Raw genomic sequence first — 23,537 nt, forward strand, 5'->3', positions numbered from 1 at the left:
TTAAAAAGGAACCTGATTTTACTGGGTTCCTTTTGTTTTTTAAGGATTTCCCATTATGTATGGATGATTTTTATCAAAATAATACTATGCATGCATAATTTTTTTCATTTTACTATTTTCCGTTTAAAATTATCTGTATATTGACCCCAAACTAATTTTAACTCAAATTTATAATGAGAGCAATACTATTTTTAGCATTGATGCTGTCTGGAACCGTAGGGTTGTCCCAAACAATAATCAATGGAAATGTTGTTGATCAGAACAATGAACCTATTCCTGGTGCAAATATTGTCATCGTAGGAAAAGCAATCGGTACTACCGCTGATTTTGACGGTAATTTTGTTTTGGAAACATCAGAAGTCCCCCCCTTTCAAATTAATATTTCTAGTATTGGGTATGCGGACGCAGTAGAGAACGTTACTTCTAACAACCAAACCTTTACGGTGGTATTGGAAGAAACACAGACCTTTTTGGATGAAGTGGTGATATCCGCTTCCAGGACTCCGGAACGTATTTTTGAATCTCCGGTTACCGTAGAGCGTTTTGGATTACAAGAAATTCAAAACACTGCATCTGCCGATTTTTATGGAGGATTAGAAAATCTAAAAGGCGTAGACGTTAACACGAACAGTTTAACCTTTAAGTCGGTAAACACCAGAGGTTTTGCCACTTTTGCCAATACTCGTTTTATGCAATTGGTGGACGGGATGGACAACTCCACGCCGGCTTTGAATTTCCCTATTGGGAATTTGGTAGGTATGATAGAGCCAGACGTGCTTAGTGTGGAATTACTACCAGGTGCAGCTTCTGCACTTTATGGTGCAAATGCTTTTAATGGAATTCTCTTTATGCGTAGTAAGAGTCCTTTTGATTATCAAGGCATAAGTGCTTCCGTAAAACAAGGGGTCACTTCACAAGAGGCTGCGGGAACCAATTCCTACACGGATGTTGGTATAAGGGCCGCGCACAAATTCAGTGATAAATTTGCGGTGAAATGGAACTTTGGATTCTTAGATGGTACTGATTGGGCCGCTACGAGCGAAGTTGATAAGTTTAATCCCGGAGCTACAAGGGCAGATTTAAATTATGACGGAATCAATGTTTATGGTGATGAAGTTTCAACAGATATTAAGGATGTAGCCGTTACTTTAGAAGGTTTAGGGGTCTTACCCGCTGGTGCCAATGCATTGGTTCCCTCTGTTGAAGTAAGTAGAACAGGCTACAACGAAAGAGACCTTACTAACTATACGGCACGAAGTATTAAATCTGACTGGGGTCTTTATTATAGACCAATAGAAGGTAAAAGTCTTGAACTTTCCTATGTAGGGAAAATAGGAACGGGGAACACGATTTATCAAGGCACGAACAGATATAATATCGCGAGGTTCTTCCAAGAACAGCATAAGCTGGAGATTAGAAACGATAATTTCTTTGTTAGAGGTTATGTAGTGGCGGATAAGGCCGGTGATTCTTACGATATGGTATTTACGGGTATTAATATTAATAGAGCTTGGAAAGACGATAACACTTGGTTTGGCGAGTACACTGGCACCTATGTGCAGGCTACACTAGGAGGAGCTACAAACGAACAAGCACATGCAGCGGCACGGGCACAGGCAGAAACGGGAAGATTTTTACCAGGAACACCAGAGTTTCAGGCGGCTTTTAATCGTAGTATAAATGATCCGGATTTATCAACGGGTTCTAAGTTCCAAGATGCCTCTAAGTACTATCACGCAGATGCCAATTATAATTTCAGTCATTTGATAGATTTTGCTGAGATTCAGATAGGGGGGTCTTACAGACAGTATAGTCTAAATTCGTCAGGAACCATTTATACTGATTTTGATGGACCGATAGACTATTCAGAATTTGGGGTGTACACACAAATTCAAAAGAAGATTGAATTAGAAGGAGAAAAAAGTTTGAAACTAACTGGTTCCGTACGTTATGATAAGTCAGAATTTTTTGATGGCTTCTTTTCTCCAAGAGTCTCTGCAGGTTTCACCCTGAATAGAGATCATAACATCAGAGCTTCTATACAAACAGGTTTCAGAAACCCTACCACTCAAGATTTGTTTATCGGCTTAAATGCGGGTAGGGCCATATTGATCGGAGCGGCACCTGATAACCTAGATCGTTTTTCTAGACCTTACGAAGTTAGTGGTGGAGGTCAATTATTAGGTCAGCCTGCGCAGATTACGCAGACCGGTAGAGCGGCTTATGAGAATTCTTACTCTGCCGAATCTGTACTTCGTTTGTCCGAAACCGGCAATCCAGCGGATTTGGAAATCGCAAATCCTGATTTGGTGCAGCCAGAACAGGTAACATCTTTTGAGATAGGTTACCGTGGTAAGGTTGATAAATTGGTCATCGATTTCAGTACATATTACAATAGCTATAAAGATTTTCTTTCTCCGGAGAACGTGATTGCTCCCTATTATGGTACTGTTGGTGATGGCTCTTTGTCCGTTGCTGCGATTGCTAATGGAGATTTTCAGACCTATCAGGCTTACACGAATTCTGATGTGGACATCAATTCCTACGGAGCTTCATTAGGGCTTACTGCTAAAGTGCTTGGTAATTTTGACTTAAGCGGTAGTTATACCTTTACTAAACTAGATTTTGATAGAGAGCTAAATCCTGATTTTCAGGTGCAGTTCAATACACCGGAGCATCAGTTCAAAGCCTCATTTGGTAATACAGAGTTATTCAAAAATTTCGGATTCAATGTTAATTACAGGTTTAGCGATGATTATTTCTGGGAGGCTACTTTTGGCAACGGAGTAATACCTGAGTTCCATGTAGTTGATGCACAGATAAATTATGCTGTGCCTAGTATTAAGTCCACTTTTAAAATAGGTGGTAATAACTTGTTAGGCGATGAATATTTTACTGCTTTTGGAACAGGGTTTATAGGTTCTATGTATTACCTATCATGGACTATCAACAACTAAATGAAAATCAAATACGTATTTGACATGAAAAACTTAAAATATATTTATTTATTAACGGCATCCTTACTATTTGTCAATTGTAATGATATTGAAGATATAGATTTGGATGCTCCAGAGGTAATGGAGCCTACTCCAGAACTTACCGCAGGTTCGGCGGACTTTTCCAACTATGTGGCTTTAGGAAACTCTTTGACGGCAGGTTTTACTGATGGCGCTTTGTTTCAAGCAAGTCAAAACTTATCTTTTCCGAACATTCTTTCTCAAAAGTTTGCAATAGTCGGCGGAGGTAGTTTTACGCAACCCTTAACCAACGATAATTTAGGAGGTTTAGCATTGGCGGGGACTAGAATTCAAGGGCCCAGACTGGTTTTTGGAGGAGCAGGTCCGGTAGGGTTGGAATCTGTGATAGGTCCAGTTACGGTGACTACAGATATCGCTTTGAACAATCCAACAGGTCCTTTTAACAATTTAGGAGTGCCTGGTGCTAAAAGTTTTCATCTCCTAGCACCTGGCTACGGTAATTTAGCAAATGTTCCTTTGGGACTTGCTAATCCATTCTTTGTTCGGATGACGGGAAGTACACCAGACGCTAGTGTTCTTGAATTGGCCGTAGGCCAAGCACCAAGCTTCTTTTCACTTTGGATTGGGAATAATGATGTACTGGGTTATGCTACTACAGGTGGCGACGGGACTAACCCTTTAACGCCTGTAAACGGAGCGCCCGGTGTTGGTTTTGATGGTAGTTATGGTGCGTTGATAGCAACACTTACAGCAGGTGGGGCGCAAGGCGTTGTTTCAAATATCCCAAATGTCATCGATATTCCGCATTTTACTACGGTACCGCATAATCCGTTAGACCCTACGAATCCTGATTTCGGTCCTCAAATAGCTACGCTAAATGGTATTTTCGGACAATTAAATCAAGTTTATGCCTTTTTAGGTGTTCCAGAAAGAAGTATTGAATTTTCTACAACAGCTGCCAGTGAGGTAGTGATAAAGGATGAGAATTTACCGGATTTGTCGGCTCAGATTGCAGGAGTTTTTAATGCTAGTACTGCTTTTCCATTATTTGTACAATCCTTCGGGCTTCCTGCAGAAGCAGCACCCTTGGTTGCGGGCTTGTTAGGTAACATTTACGGACAGACAAGGGAAGCCACTGCAGATGATCTTTTGGTCTTACCAAGTGCTTCCATTATTGGTACTGTAAACACAGCTTCCGTTGGGGCACTAGTTGCCCAAGGATTACCGCAAGCATTGGCCGGCCAGTTCTCTGTTGAGGGTATTTCACTTCCTTTAGAAGATAAATGGGTGCTTACTCCAGAGGAGCAAGCAGAAATAGCAACAGCCACGGCGGCATTTAATACGATTATTGAGGCTACTGCAAACGCTGCAGGTTTGGCTTTGGTCGATGCTAATGGTTTGTTGAATCAATTGGCCAATGGAGGCATTACTAGTGGTGATTTTACGTTAACATCAAGTTTGGTTACAGGTAGCGCTTTTTCATTAGACGGAATTCATCCAACAGCAAGGGGCTATGCACTTTTGGCAAACGAATTTATGAAAGCTATAGATGCTACATACGGCTCTAACTTCGAAGCTTCGGGCAATCTTGTCAATGTTGGGGATTTTCCAACTAATTATTCGCCTGCGCTTCAGTAAAATAACATGTATAAGAGAAATTAAAAGAGGCACTTTCGTAGTGCCTCTTTTGTTTGGTAAAAAACCCAAAAAACAGTTTTTCTTTAAAATGTAATGACATATCTTTGCAGCCGGAAAATGAAAGCATTCTCCAGCTTATTTTAAACGCAATACATAAACAAAAGAGTAATGTCAAAAGTTACAGGTAAAGTTTCACAAATCATTGGCCCAGTGGTTGATGTAGAGTTTCAATCAGGCGCAGACCTTCCTAAAATCTATGATTCTTTAGAGATCACGAATAAGGATAAGTCTAAATTGGTGTTAGAAGTACAATCTCACGTAGGAGAGAATACGGTTAGGACAATTTCAATGGATTCTACTGATGGACTAAGCAGAGGTACTGATGTAGTTGCTACTGGAGCCGCTATACAGATGCCTATTGGAGATGATGTTTATGGACGTTTGTTTAATGTAATTGGAGATGCTATTGATGGTTTAGGTGATTTACCTAAAGCGGGTAAAGATGGTTTGCCAATTCACCGAGAAGCTCCAAAATTTGAAGACCTTACCACTACTACTGAAGTTTTGTTCACAGGTATTAAAGTAATCGATTTGATTGAGCCTTACGCTAAAGGGGGTAAAATTGGTTTGTTTGGAGGTGCAGGTGTTGGTAAAACAGTATTGATTCAGGAATTGATAAACAACATTGCAAAAGGTCACGGTGGTCTTTCTGTGTTTGCAGGTGTAGGTGAAAGAACTCGTGAAGGAAACGATTTACTTCGTGAGATGTTAGAGTCCGGTATTATTAAGTACGGAGATGATTTCTTGCACTCTATGGAAGAAGGCGGCTGGGACTTATCCAAAGTGGATAAGACAGCGATGAAAGAATCAAAGGCGACTTTCGTTTTTGGTCAAATGAACGAGCCACCTGGAGCACGTGCACGTGTTGCGCTTTCAGGTTTGACCATAGCGGAGTATTTCCGTGATGGTGCTGGTGAAGGTCAAGGTAAAGACGTTTTATTCTTCGTTGATAATATATTCCGTTTTACACAAGCGGGTTCAGAGGTATCGGCACTTTTAGGTCGTATGCCTTCTGCGGTAGGTTACCAACCAACCTTGGCAACGGAAATGGGTGCAATGCAAGAGCGTATCACATCAACTAAAAGAGGTTCTATTACATCTGTACAGGCGGTTTATGTTCCTGCGGATGATTTAACGGATCCAGCTCCGGCAACAACATTTGCTCACTTGGATGCAACTACGGTATTATCTCGTAAGATTGCGGAATTAGGAATTTACCCTGCCGTGGACCCACTGGATTCTACTTCTAGAATTTTAACGGCAGAAATTTTAGGAAACGACCATTATGCTTGTGCACAACGAGTAAAAGAGTTGTTACAACGTTATAAAGAATTACAGGATATTATTGCCATCCTAGGTATGGAGGAGTTATCCGAAGAAGATAAATTGGCCGTAGGTAGAGCAAGACGTGTACAGCGTTTCTTGTCACAACCTTTCCATGTGGCTGAGCAGTTTACCGGGCTTAAAGGTGTGTTGGTAGACATTAAAGATACTATCAAAGGATTTAATATGATTATGGATGGTGAATTAGACCACTTGCCAGAATCTGCTTTTAACCTTAAAGGAACTATTGAAGAGGCTATAGAAGCTGGTGAAAAAATGCTCGCTGAAGCTTAAAAATAATATTGAGATGTTCGCATTTGGTATTGAGCGATCAGCAACGCTTTACTGAATACTAACTACTAACTACTATTGAACTATGTATTTAGAAATCGTATCTCCAGAAGCAACCTTATTCTCAGGTGAAGTAACATCAGTTACGGTGCCAGGTATTAACGGTGAATTTCAAATGTTACAAGGTCACGCACCAGTGGTATCGCTTTTGCAAAAAGGAGACGTTAAGGTAGAAGGAAATATTGCTATTGAAGAAGCGCACGAAAATAAATTTTCTACGGATTCTACAGGGAAAACAATTCTTTCTATTTCTAGTGGAACCATTGAAATGAAAGATAATAAAGTGATTGTACTAGCGGATTAGATAGTATGAAATTCAAATATTATTCAAAAGCCATACCTTACGTATGGCTTTTTTTATGGTTTGTATTCTAGAATATCCGCAGGTTGACAATCCAATTCTTTGCAAATAGCCTCTAGAGTGGAAAAGCGAACCGCTTTTGCCTTTCCAGATTTTAGTATGGACAAGTTGGCCTCAGTAATCCCAATAGCCCTTGCAAGTTCTTTGCTCTTCATGTTTCGGTCAGCAAGTACTTTGTCCAGATTTACTAAGATGCCCATGTTATATCGTTAAATCGTTTTCATTTTGAACCTGATAACCTTGTTTAAAAATAGCCACAATAAATAGTAGAAAAATTCCTAAAAGGAAGGTCAAAAGGTAATTTAAAATGTTTCCTATCTGTTGTTTTTGCATGATAAAGAAATCTATGGTTAAGAACAATAGAGGTGCCGCAATCAAATTTAGCAGCGCAAAATAGTTTAATTGCTTGATAGCCCTATCCGTGAAAAGTTTTGGAGCTTTAAAAGTTTTAAAAATAGTAGAAAGGAGGTAAAAAAATACCGCAAAAAATAACATTGATAAAGTAATTGTAATAATATGCTGAGATTGATAATTGGCCCTTATAAAAGTCTCAGGAAAAAAGGGAAGGCCAATTTTAAATTGATTATTGACGATTTCATAATTACGAAGTAGTAACGAGATTAGAATAAAGGCAATTAATGATACACTTCCAATGATACATAGGCGACTTAAATAAAAGAGAAAATGAGAGAGTGAATTGGGTCCAAAAATCTTCATACTTATAATATTATCGTTTTACGATAACAAATATATAAAAATTATTGAAAAACAATAATATTAAATTTTGGGCGCATTCGTCATTTACATCCTAGAGAAAGAAAAACGGTACTTTGTTTTAGGATTAGTATTGGGAAAAAATGATTAATTCTTTAACCATGCCGTTCTTTTTTGTAATGTTTCCTTGTTTGGTTCAAGACTTTCTTTCTCCATTAAGGTAATTACATAAGTAGGATCAGGCTGCAATGTAACCTGTCTATTTTTCTTAATTCCAAAACGTTCGAATTCGACATTCAATACATCCCCCACATTTAATTTGGCAATGTATTTATCAAAGGATTCTCCATTTGGAAATGCTTGTTCATTAATGCGCAAAATAACGTCGCCTTTGTCTAAACCAGCTTTGTAGGCTGGGCTACCAATTCTAGGATTACTATTAATAACTCCGTTTAAGTCGTCATTTATTGCCGCAGCTACTCCAAAATAAGGGTTATTGGCATTTCGTTTTAAAAGAATACCGTTTGCTTCAAGTAATACCTTATAGTCGGGCATTTCGCTTTTATAGATAAACCTGTTGAAAAAATTATCTCCGAAAGCCGCACCGGCGTACGTATTTAAACTATCGTGCAAATCGCTAATTGTGTATGGTTTCTGGTTTTTGCCATAAGTTTTCCAAACTAATTTCATATAGTCATCCAGATTTAAGTTGTGCTCTCTTAAGGTTAAATCTAACGCCAATCCTAGTATACTTCCATACGAGTAGTAAGAGATAAAGGTGTTTTCGCGGTTTACGGGGTCTACCGAGGTGGCAGCATCCACAAAAGGCGCCTGAAAGCTCATTTCAATAGGATTAAAGAATTTTCGAGCAGGAGAGTTCCATACATAATTGAACGTGCCTGAAAGTCTCTCTACATAACTTTCCTGCGATATGAGTTCGGCTCGGCAAAGCATAAGATTCGTGTAGTAGCTGGTGAAACCTTCGGCAAACCATAAGGCACCGCTCATGTTGGCCTTTTCAAAATCAAAGGGTTCTAAGGATTTAGGTCGTATTCGCTCCACGTTCCAAGCATGAAAAAACTCATGTGATACCGTTCCGATGTTACGCTCCATACCTCCTTCTGCCAAACTTCTGGTGCTTGTTAAAATGGTAGAATTTCTATGTTCCATGCCGTCTCCGGAAGCATTAGGGATGTAGCAAGCTAAGAATACGTATGTACCATAATCAAATATCGGAAGCTCCCCGAACACCTCCTTTTCCGCTAGCACCACTTTCTTTACCTTTTCAAAATAGGTGTCCAATTCCTCCTTAGTGCCGTTATGATGTAGTGCAAACTGTATGGTTTGATTATCGACCGTAAACTCCCTTAGACTATAGTCACTAATTTCTGTAGGGCTATCCATGAAGTACTGTAGGTTGGGAGCGGTGTAAGTAGTTTTCTCCAAAAGTGGTAATTGTGTGGCAATTTTCCAGTTGAGGTCTTCCCTCGGGAGAAAGGTGATTTCTATTTCTCTTTCGCTCAAAGACGGTGCATACATAAACGTAGCAGGAATATTTAAATGCGCATGTGTTTCATCTATTTGAGAATAGGTGCCATCTCCGCGGTTTGCGAATAAGGTATATGAAATATGGACCTCACCATTATGCCCGCTTACTAGCCATTGATAGGGGTCCGGTCTGGTAATTTTTAGTTTTTTACCTGACCCATCCGTTGCTTTGAAGTTGTAAACGTTTTTAGCAAATTCATGAAGCGCATAACGTCCTGGGCTAGTTCTACTCATTCTAATGGCTAAGGTGTCCGCAGCAATATTTGGAAAATACCCAGCTATTTCAGCTTCGTGGTGAACGGCGTTGTCAAATGAAATTTTATAGGCATTTGTCTGTCCACTAGAGGCGTAAGCAATAAATAAAAGCAAACATGTAAGATGTGAAATTTTCATTGAGCATTTTTTTAATAAACTGGATTAAATATAGGAATTAACAAGGGGCCTCTTGGTAGAATTCACTAATATTACAGAAATAAGCAACCTTTAGGGTTTTTATCATCTTACTTATAAGTCCCCACATTTATGATAAAGAAAGTATTGTTTTTTGTTATTAGCGCTGCTATTTTTTCTTCTTGCTACGCCCAAGAAGATTCAACGCTGAAAAGAAACCAAATATCCACCAATTTAATTTTACCTTTTCTAGAGAGTGTTGATTTGAGTTATGAACGTACCATTGCCAACAAATGGGCGATAGGAATAGCTGCTGCGGTTTATGGAGAAGGTGGGCAGGATTTAGCTGTTTCGTATACTAATGAATATGATTTGACCACCACGTATGAAATTATGCCCTTTGTTAGAATTTACTTTCAAGGTGCTCAGAATAAAAGCCATTTCCTTGAAGTTTTTGGGTCGTTAAGTAAAATGGAAGAACGGGGTGCATTTGTCCGTAACACCAATGAGGAGGGTTTCGGTGTTTATGAAAGAGGCCTTCGGGACTTTACGGTAGGCGGCTTGGGAATAGGCTATGGCTATCGGTTTTTGTTTCTGGAAAAGAAACTGGTTTTGGAAGCCCAGTTCGGAATTAGGACCAATTTTGATGTAGATTTCTTTTTTCTGAATGCTGCGCTAGTTCGGACGGGAATTAAAGTAGGATACAGATTTTAATTACTGATTATGAAAACAAAAAAATTTATTTTACTGGCCGGTATTGGAATACTGTTGCAGAGTTGTTTTTCTTACGATGATGAAGGTGGTACAAGGTATGTAGAGTTGCAGCTCACGGATGCCTTCAATTTTGAAAATGATAAGAACTATTCAGTGGGGGATACTATTTTCGTAGAATTGAACTTTAGTCGTTATCTAGAAGAGGAAGGTTTCTCAAACCTATTGGACGTTTATGAAAGTACGGATTCAGAAGAGTTTTTTTATCCCCTAGAACTTTTAAAATACTCAGCTATCAGTGATAGTTACGTTTTTACTGAAATTGCAGACCGGTTTATTTTTGCTGAAAAAGGTACAGTAGAAGAGTTTTACGGAGCTACGGCCAGACTTAACGACGCAAGAGACACCTATGAATCCCGCATCGGAATAATTCTCGCAGAGGAGGGGTCATATCGTTTAAACAGCCAATTCTTTGATTTACAGAGTAAATGGAATTTTGATAAAGTAAGTATTGAAATAATTCATCAGTTCTCTGATAAAACTCAGGAAGATTTTGAGTTTGTAGTTTCAGATTAATTGATGTTTCACATTAATTTTATTATGGAAACGCCCTACATTTGGGGTCATGTCAACATTACCTCATAAACTTCAACAGAAACTTAACGATAGGATAGCGGACAATTCCCTACGCCGATTAGGGCAAACGACTGGTCTGGTAGATTTCTCCTCTAACGATTACTTAGGCTTTGCTAAGAACGAAACTATATTCTCCAAAACTTTTCAATCTTTATTAAACTATAATATTGCTGAAAATGGGGCCACTGGTTCTCGATTATTAAGTGGAAATCACCAGTTGTATAGAATTCTAGAACAGAAGTTAACAGCGTTTCATGAAGCCGATGCCGCACTGGTCTTCAATTCAGGATATGACGCTAATGTTGGATTTTTCAGTGCTGTTCCGCAAAGGGGAGATGTTATTTTTTATGATGAACATATCCATGCGAGCATTAGGGACGGTATAGGAATGAGCCATGCGAAGAGTTATAAATTTTCACATAATGATTTGTCTGCTTTAAAGGCTAAGATAGAGACAACACAGAAAGATGCAGGCAGCGATGCACATACAGAGATTTACGTGGTTACGGAATCTGTTTTTTCCATGGACGGAGATATGCCTGACTTAAAATCGTTTACGGGTCATTGCAATGAACAAGGATATCGTCTTATCGTAGATGAAGCCCACGCCGTTGGTGTATTAGGTAAAAGGGGTGAAGGGTACCTTCAAGCTTTAAAACTTCAAGAAAAGGTATTTGCACGTATCGTTACTTTCGGAAAAGCCATAGGGTCCCATGGAGCGGCAATTCTTGGGAGCACTGATTTAAATGAATATTTGGTAAATTTTTCTCGTAGTCTAATCTATTCTACAGCTTTACCGCCTCATGGAGTGGCAACTAGTATTGCTGCGTATACTTATTTGGAAGAGGAGGGGCAAGCAGAACGGCAACGGCTTTTAGATAACATCGGCTACTTTAAGCAACAAGTAAAGAGATTGAAACTGGAGAAATACTTTTCCTGTAGTGGCGCCGCTATCCAATCCTGCGTTATAACAAGTAACGATAAGGTGAAAACGGTATCGGAGAAACTCAAGGATAAGGGTTTTGATGTGAAAGCTATTTTGCCTCCTACGGTACCTGAGGGTCAAGAGCGATTACGCTTTTGCGTCCATAGTTACAATTCTAAAGAAGAGATAGGATTGGTATTAGAATTATTATCGCGCTATCTTTAATTGTATGGGAGAAAAATTTTACCAATTGGCCTCTTTCGAATACGCTGCCGATGTTCAGATTATAAAGGGAAAACTAGAGTCTGAGGGGATTCCTGTGTTTCTGAGGGATGAGAATACGCTCAACTCTGACCCATTGATAAGCAATGCTATCGGGGGCGTTAAACTACAGGTGTATTCAAAAGATAAGGAACGCGCTCTTGCCATATATAATGAGGTACGCGCTTACGCCTTGGATGAGAATGACAAGCCTATAGTCTGCCCAAACTGCAAGGCCAGTAGGTCCGAAGTCTATTATAACAGGAAAGGTATTTTTTATAAACTTTTTCCATTTTTTGAAAAAAGAAAATATAAGTGCTTAAATTGTGGTATTATCACTAATCCCCGTACCTAATGCAGAAAATATTTGTTACCGGAATATCTACCGAAGTGGGCAAGACCATCGCTTCATCCATAATTACCGAAGCCCTGGCGGCAGATTACTGGAAGCCAGTACAAGCTGGGGATTTGGAAAATACGGATAGTCATAAAGTAGCGAGCTATATCAGCAATACCAAGACGGTCATTCATCCCAGTAGTTATGAGCTTAAAACACCTATGAGTCCGCATGCGGCAGCGGATATCGAAGGTGTTCGTATCGATAGGTTTCATATTAAAGAACCGGAAACGAACAACCATTTGGTCATAGAGGGTGCCGGAGGCCTGCTTGTGCCTTTGAATGAAGAAGATACCATGTTCGATATTATTATGCCCAATTACAAGGTGGTGGTGGTGTCCAGGCATTATTTAGGCAGTATAAATCACTCTTTGCTGACCATAAATTGGTTAAAACATAAGGGATACGATGTTTCCTTATTGTTCAGCGGCGACGCCAATCCGCATACGGAGAATATCATTTTTCAAAAGACAGGTGTTTCTTTAATCGGCAGAATTGAAGAAGAGCCGTTTTTTGATAAAAGCATCATAAAGAAATATGCCGATAAGTTCAGACATATTTTAGAAACCTTATAAGCGTTGTAGTATTTCTGCTTTTTCCACTACGCCGTGCACCCGATAGTGTTTCAATAAATAAGCATCTATATACGCATTTAGTTTTTCCTCCTTTTTGTCAAAAACACGTCGGCCTTGTCTTACGACTATAGTTTTAGGGCGCAGTTCCTCCATAATATAGCGAAGTTCCTTAATTGCTTTATCTCTCTCATTATCAAAAAAAGGAAACAGCTCATCCCTACAAATGTTACTTGGGTGTGTAGCGGCCTTGGTCGGAGGTAGAGACCTTAAATTCCAATATCCTATGTGGTACCCAAGGAAAAGAATATTTTTTTTCTCTAGTTCGTTATTGCGTATGTATTGGGGAGCTGTAAAACCTTCCCCGTTAAAAAAAGTACCGTTATTAAATTTGTTCTGTATAATGTTCCCGTATTCTAGATAACTCTCCATCGGTATCAGGAGTAAAAGTAACAGCATGGCCTTTGGTAACTTAGACCTGTAATTGGAAACAAGAGCGTGAGCCGTGCTTGCTATTAGGATAAGCAACATAGGGTAAAGCTGTATGAGATAATGTCCATTAATTCTACCTCCTTTTAGAAAGGATATTAACACTCCGATAATAGCAACTAAAAGAATGGTGCCAGTGGTATTCTTGAAGTCTATCCAGTTTTTTTTCCACGAGAAAAATAAAAAACCACAGACCAATAAAAACGTTGGGGCTAGTTTAAGTACCGAAAAACGTCTTGCTTCGGTATATTCCAATGGAGCTAAAATCACTGATTTCCACCAAACCATACCTTCACCTAAATTATAATAGGGCATAAAAGTGAGGGCTATTACACATAAAATACCAATGCCGTATAAAAGTGTATTCCAAACCCATGAGGTATGTTTGGTCTTGTGAAATTTATAGAGTAGAAAAAGGCCAAGTAATAGAACGGGGTAGGCCATATTCAGTTTTACCATTACCGTTATGCCCATGAATAGACCGGCTAGAAAGAACCATAATGGCTTTTTCTTTGAAATGAAAATGTATAGTCCCGGCACAAAAAAGGCCATACAAATATGTTCTGACATCACCCCTTGTAGACTTCCGAACAAACTCAGCAGTACTACACAGAAAACGGACATCCATAACGCAACCTGTTTGGTGGTGATTCTAATGCTGATTTTAAAGGTAAAAAAAGCGGTTGCGACTACTAAAAGCGCACCGATGAAACGAATTGCTACAAAGCTTTTTCCAAATACAGAAATGATAATAGCAAAAAAAGCAAACGTTAATGGAGGTTTTAAATCCCAAAGTTCTAAGTATGGTAGTTGCCCATCTACCCAAGATTGTCCCATAAGAATAAACGTGCTTTCATCACGATCAATGTAATCCCTAAAGAAAAATGGAAATCGAATAAGAATGGTCAGCACTAATAAATTCAGAAAAACCCATTTATCATTCAATCTTTGATAGTAAGAAAAAATAGAATGCGAGTGGTTTATTTTCATCTTATACTGGAACACCTCTTTTTAAAAGACGTAAAGATTTACGCTGTTAATCTCGGATTGGGCATAAATAAAAGAATCATTTCGTTCTTTTATTTCCCATCTTTGCAAGATAGATAAATTGAGGATTTTTAGATTCTATGAAAGCGCAAAATCTATCGGAAAGAGATAAAAAACATCTGTGGCATCCACTGACCCAGCATAAAACTGCGGCACTTCCTTTAGGTATCGTTAAGGCAAAAGGTGCTTTATTCTGGGATGAGGAAGGACAAGAGTATATAGACGGAATCGCTTCTTGGTATACAGCCATGTACGGGCATTGTAATGAATATATCATTAATGCTGTCACGGCACAGATGGAGCAATTGGATTTCGTGATTTTCAGCGGTTTTACACATGAGCCTGCCGTGCAGTTATCAGAAAGACTACTGAAGATACTACCGTCTAATCAAGAGAAGCTATTTTTCAATGATAATGGCTCTACCGCTGTGGAAGCTGGGATTAAAATGGCCTTGCAATATCATCACAATAAAGGCGAAAAAAGAGACGTACTAATAGCTTTTGAAGATGGTTTCCATGGAGATACTTTTGGGGCCATGAGTGCATCGGGGATTTCGTCGTATAATGGACCTTTTGATGAATTTCTATTAAAAGCAAAACGTATTCCTACTCCGCAAGAGGATACTATTGAGGAGGTACTTTCACAATTGGAAACCATTGTGCGAAACCATAAATGTGCGGCCTTTATTTTTGAGCCTTTGGCCCAGGGAGCCGCGGGAATGAAATTTCATTCTGAAAAAGGCTTGGATGCAGTAATAGAAAAATGCCAAGAATTGGATATCCTTTGTATTGCGGATGAAATAATGACCGGTTTTGGTAAAACAGGCAAGAATTTCGCTTCCGAGAATCTAGAGCATCAACCAGATATCATATGCCTTAGCAAAGCACTTACAGCAGGAATGTTCCCTTTGAGCATTACCAGTTGCTCTAAGAACGTATATGAAGCTTTTTTAAGTGAAGACGTTCACAAGGGCTTTTTTCATGCACATACGTTTAGTGCCCATCCCATTGGTTGTGCCGCTGCCTTGGCCGGATTAGACCTGTTGGAATCTCCTGAAATATTGGAAAGACGCACCTATATAAAAAATGCACACGAACATTTTGTAAGCGAGATTAAAGACCATCCAAAAGTAGGCAATGCACGCTGCATGGGGGTAATTATGGCTATTGACTTGAATGTAGAAATGGAGCGCTATGGTAATTTAAGGGATGAATTGTATCAGTTTTTTATAAAGAGGGGCGTAATTTTACGTCCATTGGGAAACACCGTATACGTTTTGCCACCTTATGTGATTACCAATGAACAATTGCATAATATATATGAGGTAATTATAGAACTATTGGAAACCTTTTAAAACTATTTTGAAAGAAGAAATATCCATAACAGCAGTTGCTTCTATATCCCCTTTGGGAGAATCATTAGAAGGTGCTTTTGAAAAATATCAGCAACGAAATCATTGTTTTACGCATCGAAAATATGACAAAGAGAAAACGTGGATAGCTCCTTTGCCTGACGATGTTTTGGAGAAAATTACAGAGTTAAGAATCTCAGATTCCAAATACCAGAATTTGGATAACAGTGTACTTTACGCCATTTACGCCTCTAGAAAAGCGATTAAGACTGCGGGATGGTCAGGGGAGAACAATTTTGGAATAAACATTGGTTCGTCACGAGGGGCTACAGCCCTTTTTGAAAAATTCCATGAGGAGTACCTGCAAAATGGCAGAACAGCGACGCTAACTTCACCTACAACAACCTTAGGAAATATTTCGTCATGGGTCGGTCATGATTTACAGACTAAGGGCCCGGATGTATCGCACTCTATTACATGCTCTACGGCATTACACTCTTTATTGAACGGCGTGGCATGGATTCAAGGAGGTATGGCGGATAAGTTTTTGGTAGGAGGTAGTGAGGCGCCCCTGACCCCGTTCACCATAGCGCAACTAAAAGCACTGAAAATTTATACCTCTTCTGCTGTCGCTTCGAGCGGAGTTGAGCAGTCGTATCCTTGTAAAGCCCTAGACTTAACTAAAAGAAAAAATACCATGGTCTTGGGCGAAGCCGCATCCATGGCGTGTTTGCAAAGGGGTACTTCAAAAAACACTTTGGCTATTATCAAAGGAGTTGGCTATGCTACGGAACCCTTGGAGCATAATGTGTCCATATCCACCGATGCCGTCTGCTTTCAGCGATCAATGAAAATGGCCTTAGGTGAAATTTCACCGGATGAGGTTGATGCTATTGTTATGCACGCACCTGGCACTATCAAGGGAGATTTAAGTGAATACAATGCCATAAAAAAAGTTTTTTGTAACAAACAGCCTTTTTTAACTACAAATAAATGGAAAGTAGGGCACACCTTTGGAGCTTCGGGAATGCTAAGTATAGAAATGGCAATTCTCATGTTGCAAAATCAACAGGCTATAAAAGTACCGTATGTCACTTACGATAACGTTCCTAAAACTATCCAAAACGTATTGGTCAATGCCGTAGGCTTTGGAGGTAATGCGGTTAGTGTATTTCTAGGGCGACCCTAAAACTAATGTTCTTTTGGCTAAATATACATATGGTTAACTTACTTTTTTTAATGAACTATTTAAACGTTACTATTATTATTTCTACTTGAATTCCGCTATTTTTGAAATCTGCAAACAACCCAAGATTTTATGAGCAAAGTGAGAAATAATTGGACGAAAGAAGAAATTCTTGATATTTATAATAAACCGTTAATGGAGTTGCTTTATGAAGCAGCTACCGTTCATAGAAAAAACCACGACCCCAACACGGTCCAAGTTTCCACACTACTTTCTATAAAAACCGGGGGTTGCCCTGAGGATTGTGGCTATTGCCCGCAAGCAGCGCGTTATCATACAGATATTGAAGGGAATGATTTAATGACGGTTCCGCATGTAAAGGCGCAGGCACTTAGGGCTAAAGCCTCGGGAAGTTCGCGTGTTTGTATGGGAGCAGCTTGGCGTAACGTAAAGGATGGTCCGGAGTTTGATCAGGTTTTGGAGATGGTGCGCACCATAAATAAATTGGATATGGAAGTTTGCTGCACCCTAGGGATGATTACGGAAAATCAGGCGAAACGACTGGCAGAGGCCGGACTCTATGCGTATAACCATAATCTGGATACCTCAGAGGATTATTATAAGGATGTGATTTCTACAAGAGCTTTTGAAGATCGTTTAGATACCATAGATAATGTTAGGAAGACCAACGTTACGGTATGTAGCGGCGGTATTATAGGCATGGGAGAACAGTTGGAGGACAGAGCCGGGATGCTTGTTGCCCTGGCTTCTTTAAGTCCACAGCCAGAGTCTACGCCTATTAACGCTTTGGTGCCTGTAGAAGGAACGCCCATGGAAGACATAGCACCCGTTGCTATCTGGGACATGATTCGTATGGTAGCCACAACGCGTATTGTTTTACCGGAAACACAAGTGCGTTTGTCTGCCGGTAGAACAGAAATGAGTAGAGAAGGGCAGGCCATGTGTTTCTTTGCGGGAGCCAATTCTATTTTTACGGGAGATAAATTACTAACTACGCCCAATCCGGATGTTAACGAGGATATGGAGATGTTCAAGCTCTTAGGCTTAAATCCTCAGAAACCGTTTACTAAAGTTTCCCAACCAAAAACAGTCGAAGCATCGGACTCTGAGTTTAAACCGTTAGGAGAGAAACCAAAATGGACAAGACCGGGTCATAAAATTGAGCGTAATGAGGAGGCAAAACTAAAAGCCAAATTGACGGACTAAGCTTTTATTATTGAACTTTTAAGATATTCTTTTCATGAGCTTGCCTAAATTTGAGGTTCTAAAAACCCAAAAGACCATTGAAGTTAGTTGAAGTAAATAGGGTACAATCTATCACAAAGAAAGACTTTGTAAAAGACTATTTAAAACCACAAAAACCTTTGGTGATTGAGGAGTTTGATGGCAATTGGGCCGCGCACAAAAAATGGTCTTTAGATTATATGAAAGAGATGGCCGGGGATAAGATAGTTCCCTTGTACGATGACCGTCCCGTACATCACAAAGATGGTTTTAACGAGCCCCATGCAGAGATGTTGATGTCCGAGTATGTAGATCTTTTGAAGTGTGAACCTACCAAGTACAGAATTTTTCTTTGGAATATTTTAAAGGAAGTACCAGCTTTACAGAAGGACTTTAGTTATCCCGATTTCGGGATTAGGCTACTGAAAGGCGTTCCTATGTTGTTTTTCGGAGGAAAGGATTCACATACGTTTATGCATTATGATATTGATCTGGCCAATATTTTTCATTTTCATTTTGAGGGGGAAAAGGAGTGTATTCTGTTTCCGCAATCGCAGAATAAATACCTCTATAAAGTACCGCATGCTATAATCACGCACGAAAGTATCGATTTTTCTAATCCAGATTTCAAAAAATGGCCCGCTTTGGAGAAGGTAAGCGGCTACAAAACTACTTTGAAGCACGGTGAGGTATTGTATATGCCTGAAGGATTTTGGCATTATATGAAATACAAAACACCGGGCTTTTCAATGAGTTTACGTGGGTTAGCCCGAAATCCTAAAAATTTTGCCCACGCGGCCTACAATATCTTCGTTATGCGCCATTTTGATGTATTGATGCGAAAATTACAAGGCCAACGATGGATTGAGCGAAAGAATAAAAAAACAATAGTCAACACTAATGCCAATATTGGAATTAAGGAATAAGCTCCTTCATTTTTTCATAGACCAAATGACTTTCCCAGCCACGGTAAAGTAAATAGTCAGCAAGTTTTTTTCTTTTTTTAAGCTTGTTTGACTCGTTCAGTTGTAGGAGTCTTTTTCTCGCAAGAGCATCCAGGGTTTTTATGTAATCTACCTCATTAATCTCCTTCAAAGCCGTATTAATATTATACTTGGAAATATCACGTTGTTTCAGTTCCGTCACGATACGTTTTTTACCCCATTTTTTTATATTGAACTTACCTCTGGCAAAACTCTTCGCAAAGCGTTCTTCGTTCAAATAGTTCTCCTGGATAAGTTGAGTAACAATCTGGTCAATGGCCACGGGAATCATCCCCATCTGCTTTAATTTGCTTATTACTTCCTTATGGCAACGGTCTTGATAAGCGCAATAGCTTTCCAGTTTTTTAGTGGCCTCCGTTAGGGAATATGCTTTGTTTTGTAACATAGGTCAAAAATAAGAAAACCTTTTACGGCTTTAGACAAACAAAAAAAGCGACCCCTTTGCTGAGGTCGCTTAAATTTTGAATCTGTTTATTCTTCAACAGACCCTAATAATAATTAGGGTTAGTTTAACTTCCTTTTTCATCGCTCTTCGCTTTGAAAAAAGAGTTTCACTAATATATGGTTTTACCGTCTTTGTTCTTAAAACGGTATTCAAGATACGTATATGCATCCCTAGGTTGTATTCTAATCCATCTTCTATGCTCTAAGAACCACTTAAAGCGTATAGATGGGAAACCTTTTGTAAGATAGGCTGCAATGAAAGGATGTATGTTTAGTGTTATGCTGTTATCCTTTGCAGGTCCTTTCAATAAACGTTCAAGATCTACGTTTATTTTGTCTATTAAGACTATAGGAGCTTCTACTTCCTGCCCACTATTATTAGGGTTTTCCTCGGTAGTCTTAATATTCATTTCGGGTCTTACACGTTGCCTTGTTATTTGGATAAGCCCAAACTTACTTGGCGGTAGAATCTTGTGTTTAGCACGGTCATCTTTCATTTCATCTCTAAGATGTTCAAAAAGTTTTTTCCTGTGCTGCGCTTTGACCATATCAATGAAATCCACTACAATAATACCTCCCATATCCCTAAGACGCAATTGTCTGGCTATTTCGGAGGCGGCCAACAAGTTTACCTCTAGGGCAGTGTCTTCTTGGTTCTTTGCCTTATTGGAACGGTTGCCGCTATTAACGTCAACTACATGAAGAGCTTCGGTATGTTCTATAATCAAATAGGCACCTTTGCTCATTGTAGCCGTTCGTCCAAAAGAGGTTTTAATCTGCCTTTCTATCCCGAATTTTTCAAAAATGGGAACATTGGCTTTATAATGTTTGACTATCGATTCTTTGTTAGGAGCGATTTCCATAACGTAATCCTTAATTTCATCAAACAGCGTGGTGTCATCAACATGTATACCGGTAAAACTATCGTTGAAAACATCTCTTAATATAGAGGATGCTCTGTTAAGTTCTACCAATACCTTTGAAGGTGTTTGAGCGCGATATAATTTTTTACACATTGTGGACCATTTGTCCAACAAGTTTTCTAGATCTTTATCTAGTTCTGCTACTTTTTTGCCTTCTGCAACTGTTCTTATGATTACTCCAAATCCTTTTGGTTTTATACTTTTTACAAGTCTCTTTAACCTATCTTTTTCTTTTGAGCTTCCAATTTTTTGAGATACGGAAACGCGGTCGGAAAAAGGAACCATTACTAAATAGCGTCCAGCTATAGAAAGTTCTGAACTTATTCTTGGTCCTTTGGTGGATATGGGTTCTTTAACAATTTGCACTAAAAGAGATTGATTGGCTTTAATAACATCTGTTATTACGCCATGTTTGTCAATATCCTTATCAAATGGAAAATCTTTTAGGGAGTAATCCCTTAATTTACCTGTACTCACTTGTTTAGTGAACTTTAGCATTGAAGAAAGCTGTGGTCCCAGGTCATGGTAATGCAAAAATGCATCTTTTTCATACCCTACATTGACGAATGCAGCGTTTAGCCCAGTGACCGGCTTCCGAATTTTAGCGAGAAAAATATCGCCTACGGAAAAGTTATTATTGTCTTCTTCTTTATGTAGTTCAGTGAGTTTCCCATCTTTAAGCAAAGCAAAATCAACAGAATTGGAACTAGATCTTACGATTAATTCTCTATTCACCTGAATATATTTGTATTTATCCAGCTTTAAAAAAGCGGATAAATAGATTAAACAATGTTAGAAACAGATTCGTTTGAACCTGCCGAGATTCATCTTTGGAATCCCTATGTCAAGGAACGTATTAAAATGAAAAAGTAGTTTAAAAAACTACTTTTTCTTGTGTCGGTTAGCTCTTCTACGCTTTTTGCGCTTATGTGTAGCTACCTTATGTCTCTTTCTTTTTTTACCACTCGGCATAAAGTTCTTCTTTTAGATTATTATTTTACTTGTACGTTGCTTTTTACTCCTTCTACAAAAACCTTAGCTGGTTTAAAGGCGGGTATGTTGTGGGCAGGTATTTTTATGGTCGTGTTCTTAGAAATATTCCTTCCAGTCTTTTCTGCTCTAGTTTTTATAATAAAACTACCAAAACCTCTAAGGTAAACATTATCTCCACCTTCCAATGAAGTTTTCACTTCTTCCATAAAGGATTCTACCGTTGCCTGTACATCTCCTTTTTCAATTCCCAGCTTATCTGAGATTTTAGATACAATTTCCGCTTTCGTCATCTTACAATATTAGATTTTCTGTATGTTTTTTCGGGTTGCAAATATATAAATTAAATTCAATCTTTCTTTCTAAAGGGCTAATTTTAAGTATATAAACTGCTACTTTTAACGCTTAGTATTAAAGTGAATGTCATTTTCCGATAAAATCCTCGATTGGTACCAGCAAAATAAGCGCAATTTACCTTGGCGAGGTACTATTAATCCTTATAATATATGGCTCTCCGAAATTATACTTCAGCAAACTAGGGTAGCTCAGGGTACGCCCTATTACTTGAAGTTTATTGAAGCCTTTCCTACCGTAGAGGATATGGCCAAGGCCTCCGAAGCGCAAATACTGAAACTTTGGCAAGGACTGGGCTATTATTCCAGGGCCAGGAACCTTCATGCAACGGCTAAAATGGTGGTAGCCGATTATGGGGGCAAATTCCCAAGTACCTATAAAGAACTATTGAAATTAAAGGGTGTTGGTGATTATACCGCAAGTGCAATTGCCTCTATATGTTTTAACGAACGTCAAGCCGTTGTAGATGGCAACGTGTATAGAGTATTGGCCAGATATTTTGGTATTGATATACCCATTAATAGTACGGAAGGTGTAAAACATTTTAAATCCTTAGCGCAGGAGTTGCTTCATGAAAGTAATGTTCGGGATTATAACCAAGGTATTATGGAATTTGGAGCAATACAATGCGCACCAAAAAAACCGTATTGCCTGCACTGCCCGTTAAATAATGGTTGCGTGGCTTTAAAAGAAGGAAAAGTAGATTTGTTACCCCTTAAGTTAAAAAAGACAAAGGTCAGAAATCGTTATTTCAATTATTTGGTTCCCATCCTGAACGATAAAAAGGGGAATACACAAACCATATTGAGACAACGACAGGGAAAGGGGATTTGGCAGCATTTGTGGGAGTTTCCCCTGCTGGAATCTGAATCTGAATTAAATTTGGAACAAATAGAAAAGGAATACCAGCAAGTATTGGATTTGAATGAAAAAGTGAATATTACTTTGTTCAATACCAAAAGTGTAGTTCATAAATTATCTCATCAACATCTGAACACTAAGTTTTGGATATTAGAAGGAAACCTAAGAAGTGAAGAAGGTATTTCTATTACAGAAATAAAGAAATTTCCAGTACCTGTTTTAATAGCGGATTTCATGAAAACATTTAAATTTTAGTACTTTTGATTATTAGACAAAAATTATGAGCGGTACATTGAATAAAGTGATGCTGATAGGGCATCTGGGAGATGAAGTAAAGATGCATTATTTTGAAGGTGGGGGCAGCATTGGAAGGTTCCCGATAGCCACGAATGAGACCTATACAAGCAAGCAGACTGGAGAACGTGTTACGAATACGGACTGGCATAATATTGTGGTGAGGAACAAAGCGGCTGAAATATGTGAGAAATATTTGAGCAAGGGAGACAAGGTATATGTAGAAGGAAGATTAAAAAATAGACAGTGGCAAGGAGAGGACGGTAATACGAGGTATACCACTGAAGTTCACGTGCAAGAATTTACCTTTCTATCTACCAAAAAGGAAAGTATGGCCAATAACGCAGGGCAAGCCTCACAGCCAGCGGCTCAACCAACAGATCAGCACGCTAACCCTAGCGCGCAGCAGAGCTCACCTGCACCGGTAAGTCAACCCGAACAGGAAGACGATCTACCTTTTTAAATATTTGTAAACAGTAACCT

General features: G+C 39.0%; 22 protein-coding genes. 15 read left to right on the forward strand and 7 right to left on the reverse strand.

Annotated features, from left to right (window positions below; translation table 11 throughout):
- The first annotated feature begins 173 nt into the window (after positions 1-173).
- The 4 genes from EJ994_RS15080 to EJ994_RS15095 all read left to right on the forward strand — a co-directional run bounded on the left by EJ994_RS15080 (position 174) and on the right by EJ994_RS15095 (position 6,654).
- Positions 174-2,957, forward strand: coding sequence for a TonB-dependent receptor (locus EJ994_RS15080; protein WP_126593239.1), 2,784 nt, complete (start codon positions 174-176; stop codon positions 2,955-2,957).
- A 24-nt stretch (positions 2,958-2,981) separates the two neighbouring features.
- A complete protein-coding gene (locus EJ994_RS15085) occupies positions 2,982-4,616 on the forward strand; it encodes a G-D-S-L family lipolytic protein (protein ID WP_126593240.1) in 1,635 nt (544 codons plus the stop codon).
- Positions 4,617-4,784: 168 nt separating this feature from the next.
- Complete coding sequence (gene atpD / locus EJ994_RS15090; protein WP_126593241.1) at positions 4,785-6,293, forward strand: F0F1 ATP synthase subunit beta; 1,509 nt, start codon at positions 4,785-4,787, stop codon at positions 6,291-6,293.
- A gap of 82 nt (positions 6,294-6,375) precedes the next feature.
- Complete coding sequence (locus tag EJ994_RS15095) at positions 6,376-6,654, forward strand: F0F1 ATP synthase subunit epsilon (RefSeq protein ID WP_126593242.1); 279 nt, start codon at positions 6,376-6,378, stop codon at positions 6,652-6,654.
- A gap of 53 nt (positions 6,655-6,707) precedes the next feature.
- Here the strand turns inward: EJ994_RS15095 and EJ994_RS15100 are convergent, their stop codons facing one another.
- The 3 genes from EJ994_RS15100 to EJ994_RS15110 all read right to left on the reverse strand — a co-directional run bounded on the left by EJ994_RS15100 (position 6,708) and on the right by EJ994_RS15110 (position 9,366).
- Positions 6,708-6,911 carry a helix-turn-helix domain-containing protein gene (locus EJ994_RS15100; RefSeq protein WP_126593243.1) on the reverse strand — a complete coding sequence of 68 codons (204 nt, stop codon included), beginning with the start codon at positions 6,909-6,911 and terminating at the stop codon, positions 6,708-6,710.
- A gap of 1 nt (position 6,912) precedes the next feature.
- On the reverse strand, positions 6,913-7,428 hold the full coding sequence (locus tag EJ994_RS17790) for a DUF2975 domain-containing protein (protein ID WP_126593244.1): 516 nt from the start codon (positions 7,426-7,428) through the stop codon (positions 6,913-6,915).
- A gap of 144 nt (positions 7,429-7,572) precedes the next feature.
- Positions 7,573-9,366 (reverse strand): M61 family metallopeptidase, encoded by a 1,794-nt coding sequence (locus EJ994_RS15110; protein ID WP_126593245.1) that lies wholly within the window; start codon positions 9,364-9,366, stop codon positions 7,573-7,575.
- A gap of 129 nt (positions 9,367-9,495) precedes the next feature.
- Here EJ994_RS15110 and EJ994_RS15115 point away from each other — a divergent pair, with 129 nt between their 5' ends.
- Genes EJ994_RS15115 through bioD form a run of 5 tightly spaced genes read left to right on the forward strand, consistent with a single transcriptional unit; the run spans position 9,496 to position 12,868 of the window.
- Positions 9,496-10,077 (forward strand): DUF3575 domain-containing protein, encoded by a 582-nt coding sequence (locus tag EJ994_RS15115; protein WP_126593246.1) that lies wholly within the window; start codon positions 9,496-9,498, stop codon positions 10,075-10,077.
- A gap of 9 nt (positions 10,078-10,086) precedes the next feature.
- Positions 10,087-10,650, forward strand: a complete 564-nt coding sequence (locus EJ994_RS15120) for a hypothetical protein (protein WP_126593247.1) — start codon at positions 10,087-10,089, stop codon at positions 10,648-10,650.
- A gap of 49 nt (positions 10,651-10,699) precedes the next feature.
- Complete coding sequence (locus tag EJ994_RS15125; RefSeq protein ID WP_126593248.1) at positions 10,700-11,860, forward strand: aminotransferase class I/II-fold pyridoxal phosphate-dependent enzyme; 1,161 nt, start codon at positions 10,700-10,702, stop codon at positions 11,858-11,860.
- A gap of 4 nt (positions 11,861-11,864) precedes the next feature.
- The gene (locus EJ994_RS15130) at positions 11,865-12,251 is read left to right on the forward strand and encodes a DUF2007 domain-containing protein (RefSeq protein ID WP_126593249.1); all 387 of its coding nucleotides are present in this window, start codon (positions 11,865-11,867) and stop codon (positions 12,249-12,251) included.
- Complete coding sequence (gene bioD, locus EJ994_RS15135; RefSeq protein ID WP_126593250.1) at positions 12,251-12,868, forward strand: dethiobiotin synthase; 618 nt, start codon at positions 12,251-12,253, stop codon at positions 12,866-12,868. The genes EJ994_RS15130 and bioD overlap by 1 nt, the downstream gene beginning before the upstream one ends.
- Here the strand turns inward: bioD and EJ994_RS15140 are convergent.
- Positions 12,863-14,344, reverse strand: a complete 1,482-nt coding sequence (locus tag EJ994_RS15140; RefSeq protein ID WP_126593251.1) for an ArnT family glycosyltransferase — start codon at positions 14,342-14,344, stop codon at positions 12,863-12,865. The genes bioD and EJ994_RS15140 overlap by 6 nt on opposite strands.
- Positions 14,345-14,481: 137 nt before the next feature.
- Here EJ994_RS15140 and bioA point away from each other — a divergent pair, with 137 nt between their 5' ends.
- From bioA to EJ994_RS15160, 4 genes are all read left to right on the forward strand, one after another.
- Positions 14,482-15,756 carry an adenosylmethionine--8-amino-7-oxononanoate transaminase gene (gene bioA, locus EJ994_RS15145; protein WP_126593252.1) on the forward strand — a complete coding sequence of 425 codons (1,275 nt, stop codon included), beginning with the start codon at positions 14,482-14,484 and terminating at the stop codon, positions 15,754-15,756.
- Positions 15,757-15,763: 7 nt separating this feature from the next.
- Positions 15,764-16,942, forward strand: coding sequence for a beta-ketoacyl synthase N-terminal-like domain-containing protein (locus EJ994_RS15150; RefSeq protein ID WP_126593253.1), 1,179 nt, complete (start codon positions 15,764-15,766; stop codon positions 16,940-16,942).
- Positions 16,943-17,071: 129 nt separating this feature from the next.
- Complete coding sequence (bioB, locus tag EJ994_RS15155; RefSeq protein ID WP_126593254.1) at positions 17,072-18,166, forward strand: biotin synthase BioB; 1,095 nt, start codon at positions 17,072-17,074, stop codon at positions 18,164-18,166.
- 77 nt (positions 18,167-18,243) lie between these two features.
- Positions 18,244-19,110 carry a cupin-like domain-containing protein gene (locus EJ994_RS15160; protein WP_126593255.1) on the forward strand — a complete coding sequence of 289 codons (867 nt, stop codon included), beginning with the start codon at positions 18,244-18,246 and terminating at the stop codon, positions 19,108-19,110.
- On the opposite strand, the gene EJ994_RS15165 is transcribed toward EJ994_RS15160, so the two are convergent.
- The 3 genes from EJ994_RS15165 to EJ994_RS15175 all read right to left on the reverse strand — a co-directional run bounded on the left by EJ994_RS15165 (position 19,100) and on the right by EJ994_RS15175 (position 21,838).
- Complete coding sequence (locus EJ994_RS15165; RefSeq protein ID WP_126593256.1) at positions 19,100-19,573, reverse strand: regulatory protein RecX; 474 nt, start codon at positions 19,571-19,573, stop codon at positions 19,100-19,102. The genes EJ994_RS15160 and EJ994_RS15165 overlap by 11 nt on opposite strands.
- 169 nt (positions 19,574-19,742) lie before the next feature.
- On the reverse strand, positions 19,743-21,290 hold the full coding sequence (locus tag EJ994_RS15170) for a ribonuclease E/G (RefSeq protein ID WP_126593257.1): 1,548 nt from the start codon (positions 21,288-21,290) through the stop codon (positions 19,743-19,745).
- A gap of 257 nt (positions 21,291-21,547) precedes the next feature.
- Positions 21,548-21,838 carry an HU family DNA-binding protein gene (locus EJ994_RS15175; protein ID WP_099572450.1) on the reverse strand — a complete coding sequence of 97 codons (291 nt, stop codon included), beginning with the start codon at positions 21,836-21,838 and terminating at the stop codon, positions 21,548-21,550.
- A gap of 127 nt (positions 21,839-21,965) precedes the next feature.
- On the opposite strand from EJ994_RS15175, the gene mutY reads away from it, so the two are divergent.
- Both mutY and EJ994_RS15185 read left to right on the forward strand, forming a co-directional pair.
- A complete protein-coding gene (gene mutY, locus EJ994_RS15180; protein ID WP_126593258.1) occupies positions 21,966-23,015 on the forward strand; it encodes an A/G-specific adenine glycosylase in 1,050 nt (349 codons plus the stop codon).
- A 25-nt stretch (positions 23,016-23,040) separates the two neighbouring features.
- Positions 23,041-23,517, forward strand: a complete 477-nt coding sequence (locus EJ994_RS15185) for a single-stranded DNA-binding protein (protein ID WP_126593259.1) — start codon at positions 23,041-23,043, stop codon at positions 23,515-23,517.
- Positions 23,518-23,537: the final 20 nt, after the last annotated feature.

Source organism: Maribacter sp. MJ134, from assembly GCF_003970695.1.
Taxonomy (GTDB): Bacteria; Bacteroidota; Bacteroidia; order Flavobacteriales; family Flavobacteriaceae; genus Maribacter.

What these genes read in the sequence shown, in the direction of transcription:
- EJ994_RS15080 (WP_126593239.1), top strand. Translation starts at nt 174, where the DNA reads ATGAGAGCAATACTATTTTTAGCATTGATGCTGTCTGGAACCGTAGGG.
- EJ994_RS15085 (WP_126593240.1), top strand. Translation starts at nt 2,982, where the DNA reads ATGAAAAACTTAAAATATATTTATTTATTAACGGCATCCTTACTATTT.
- atpD (WP_126593241.1), top strand. Translation starts at nt 4,785, where the DNA reads ATGTCAAAAGTTACAGGTAAAGTTTCACAAATCATTGGCCCAGTGGTT.
- EJ994_RS15095 (WP_126593242.1), top strand. Translation starts at nt 6,376, where the DNA reads ATGTATTTAGAAATCGTATCTCCAGAAGCAACCTTATTCTCAGGTGAA.
- EJ994_RS15100 (WP_126593243.1), bottom strand. Translation starts at nt 6,911, where the DNA reads ATGGGCATCTTAGTAAATCTGGACAAAGTACTTGCTGACCGAAACATG.
- EJ994_RS17790 (WP_126593244.1), bottom strand. Translation starts at nt 7,428, where the DNA reads ATGAAGATTTTTGGACCCAATTCACTCTCTCATTTTCTCTTTTATTTA.
- EJ994_RS15110 (WP_126593245.1), bottom strand. Translation starts at nt 9,366, where the DNA reads ATGAAAATTTCACATCTTACATGTTTGCTTTTATTTATTGCTTACGCC.
- EJ994_RS15115 (WP_126593246.1), top strand. Translation starts at nt 9,496, where the DNA reads ATGATAAAGAAAGTATTGTTTTTTGTTATTAGCGCTGCTATTTTTTCT.
- EJ994_RS15120 (WP_126593247.1), top strand. Translation starts at nt 10,087, where the DNA reads ATGAAAACAAAAAAATTTATTTTACTGGCCGGTATTGGAATACTGTTG.
- EJ994_RS15125 (WP_126593248.1), top strand. Translation starts at nt 10,700, where the DNA reads ATGTCAACATTACCTCATAAACTTCAACAGAAACTTAACGATAGGATA.
- EJ994_RS15130 (WP_126593249.1), top strand. Translation starts at nt 11,865, where the DNA reads ATGGGAGAAAAATTTTACCAATTGGCCTCTTTCGAATACGCTGCCGAT.
- bioD (WP_126593250.1), top strand. Translation starts at nt 12,251, where the DNA reads ATGCAGAAAATATTTGTTACCGGAATATCTACCGAAGTGGGCAAGACC.
- EJ994_RS15140 (WP_126593251.1), bottom strand. Translation starts at nt 14,344, where the DNA reads ATGAAAATAAACCACTCGCATTCTATTTTTTCTTACTATCAAAGATTG.
- bioA (WP_126593252.1), top strand. Translation starts at nt 14,482, where the DNA reads ATGAAAGCGCAAAATCTATCGGAAAGAGATAAAAAACATCTGTGGCAT.
- bioB (WP_126593254.1), top strand. Translation starts at nt 17,072, where the DNA reads ATGAGCAAAGTGAGAAATAATTGGACGAAAGAAGAAATTCTTGATATT.
- EJ994_RS15165 (WP_126593256.1), bottom strand. Translation starts at nt 19,573, where the DNA reads ATGTTACAAAACAAAGCATATTCCCTAACGGAGGCCACTAAAAAACTG.
- EJ994_RS15175 (WP_099572450.1), bottom strand. Translation starts at nt 21,838, where the DNA reads ATGACGAAAGCGGAAATTGTATCTAAAATCTCAGATAAGCTGGGAATT.
- mutY (WP_126593258.1), top strand. Translation starts at nt 21,966, where the DNA reads ATGTCATTTTCCGATAAAATCCTCGATTGGTACCAGCAAAATAAGCGC.
- EJ994_RS15185 (WP_126593259.1), top strand. Translation starts at nt 23,041, where the DNA reads ATGAGCGGTACATTGAATAAAGTGATGCTGATAGGGCATCTGGGAGAT.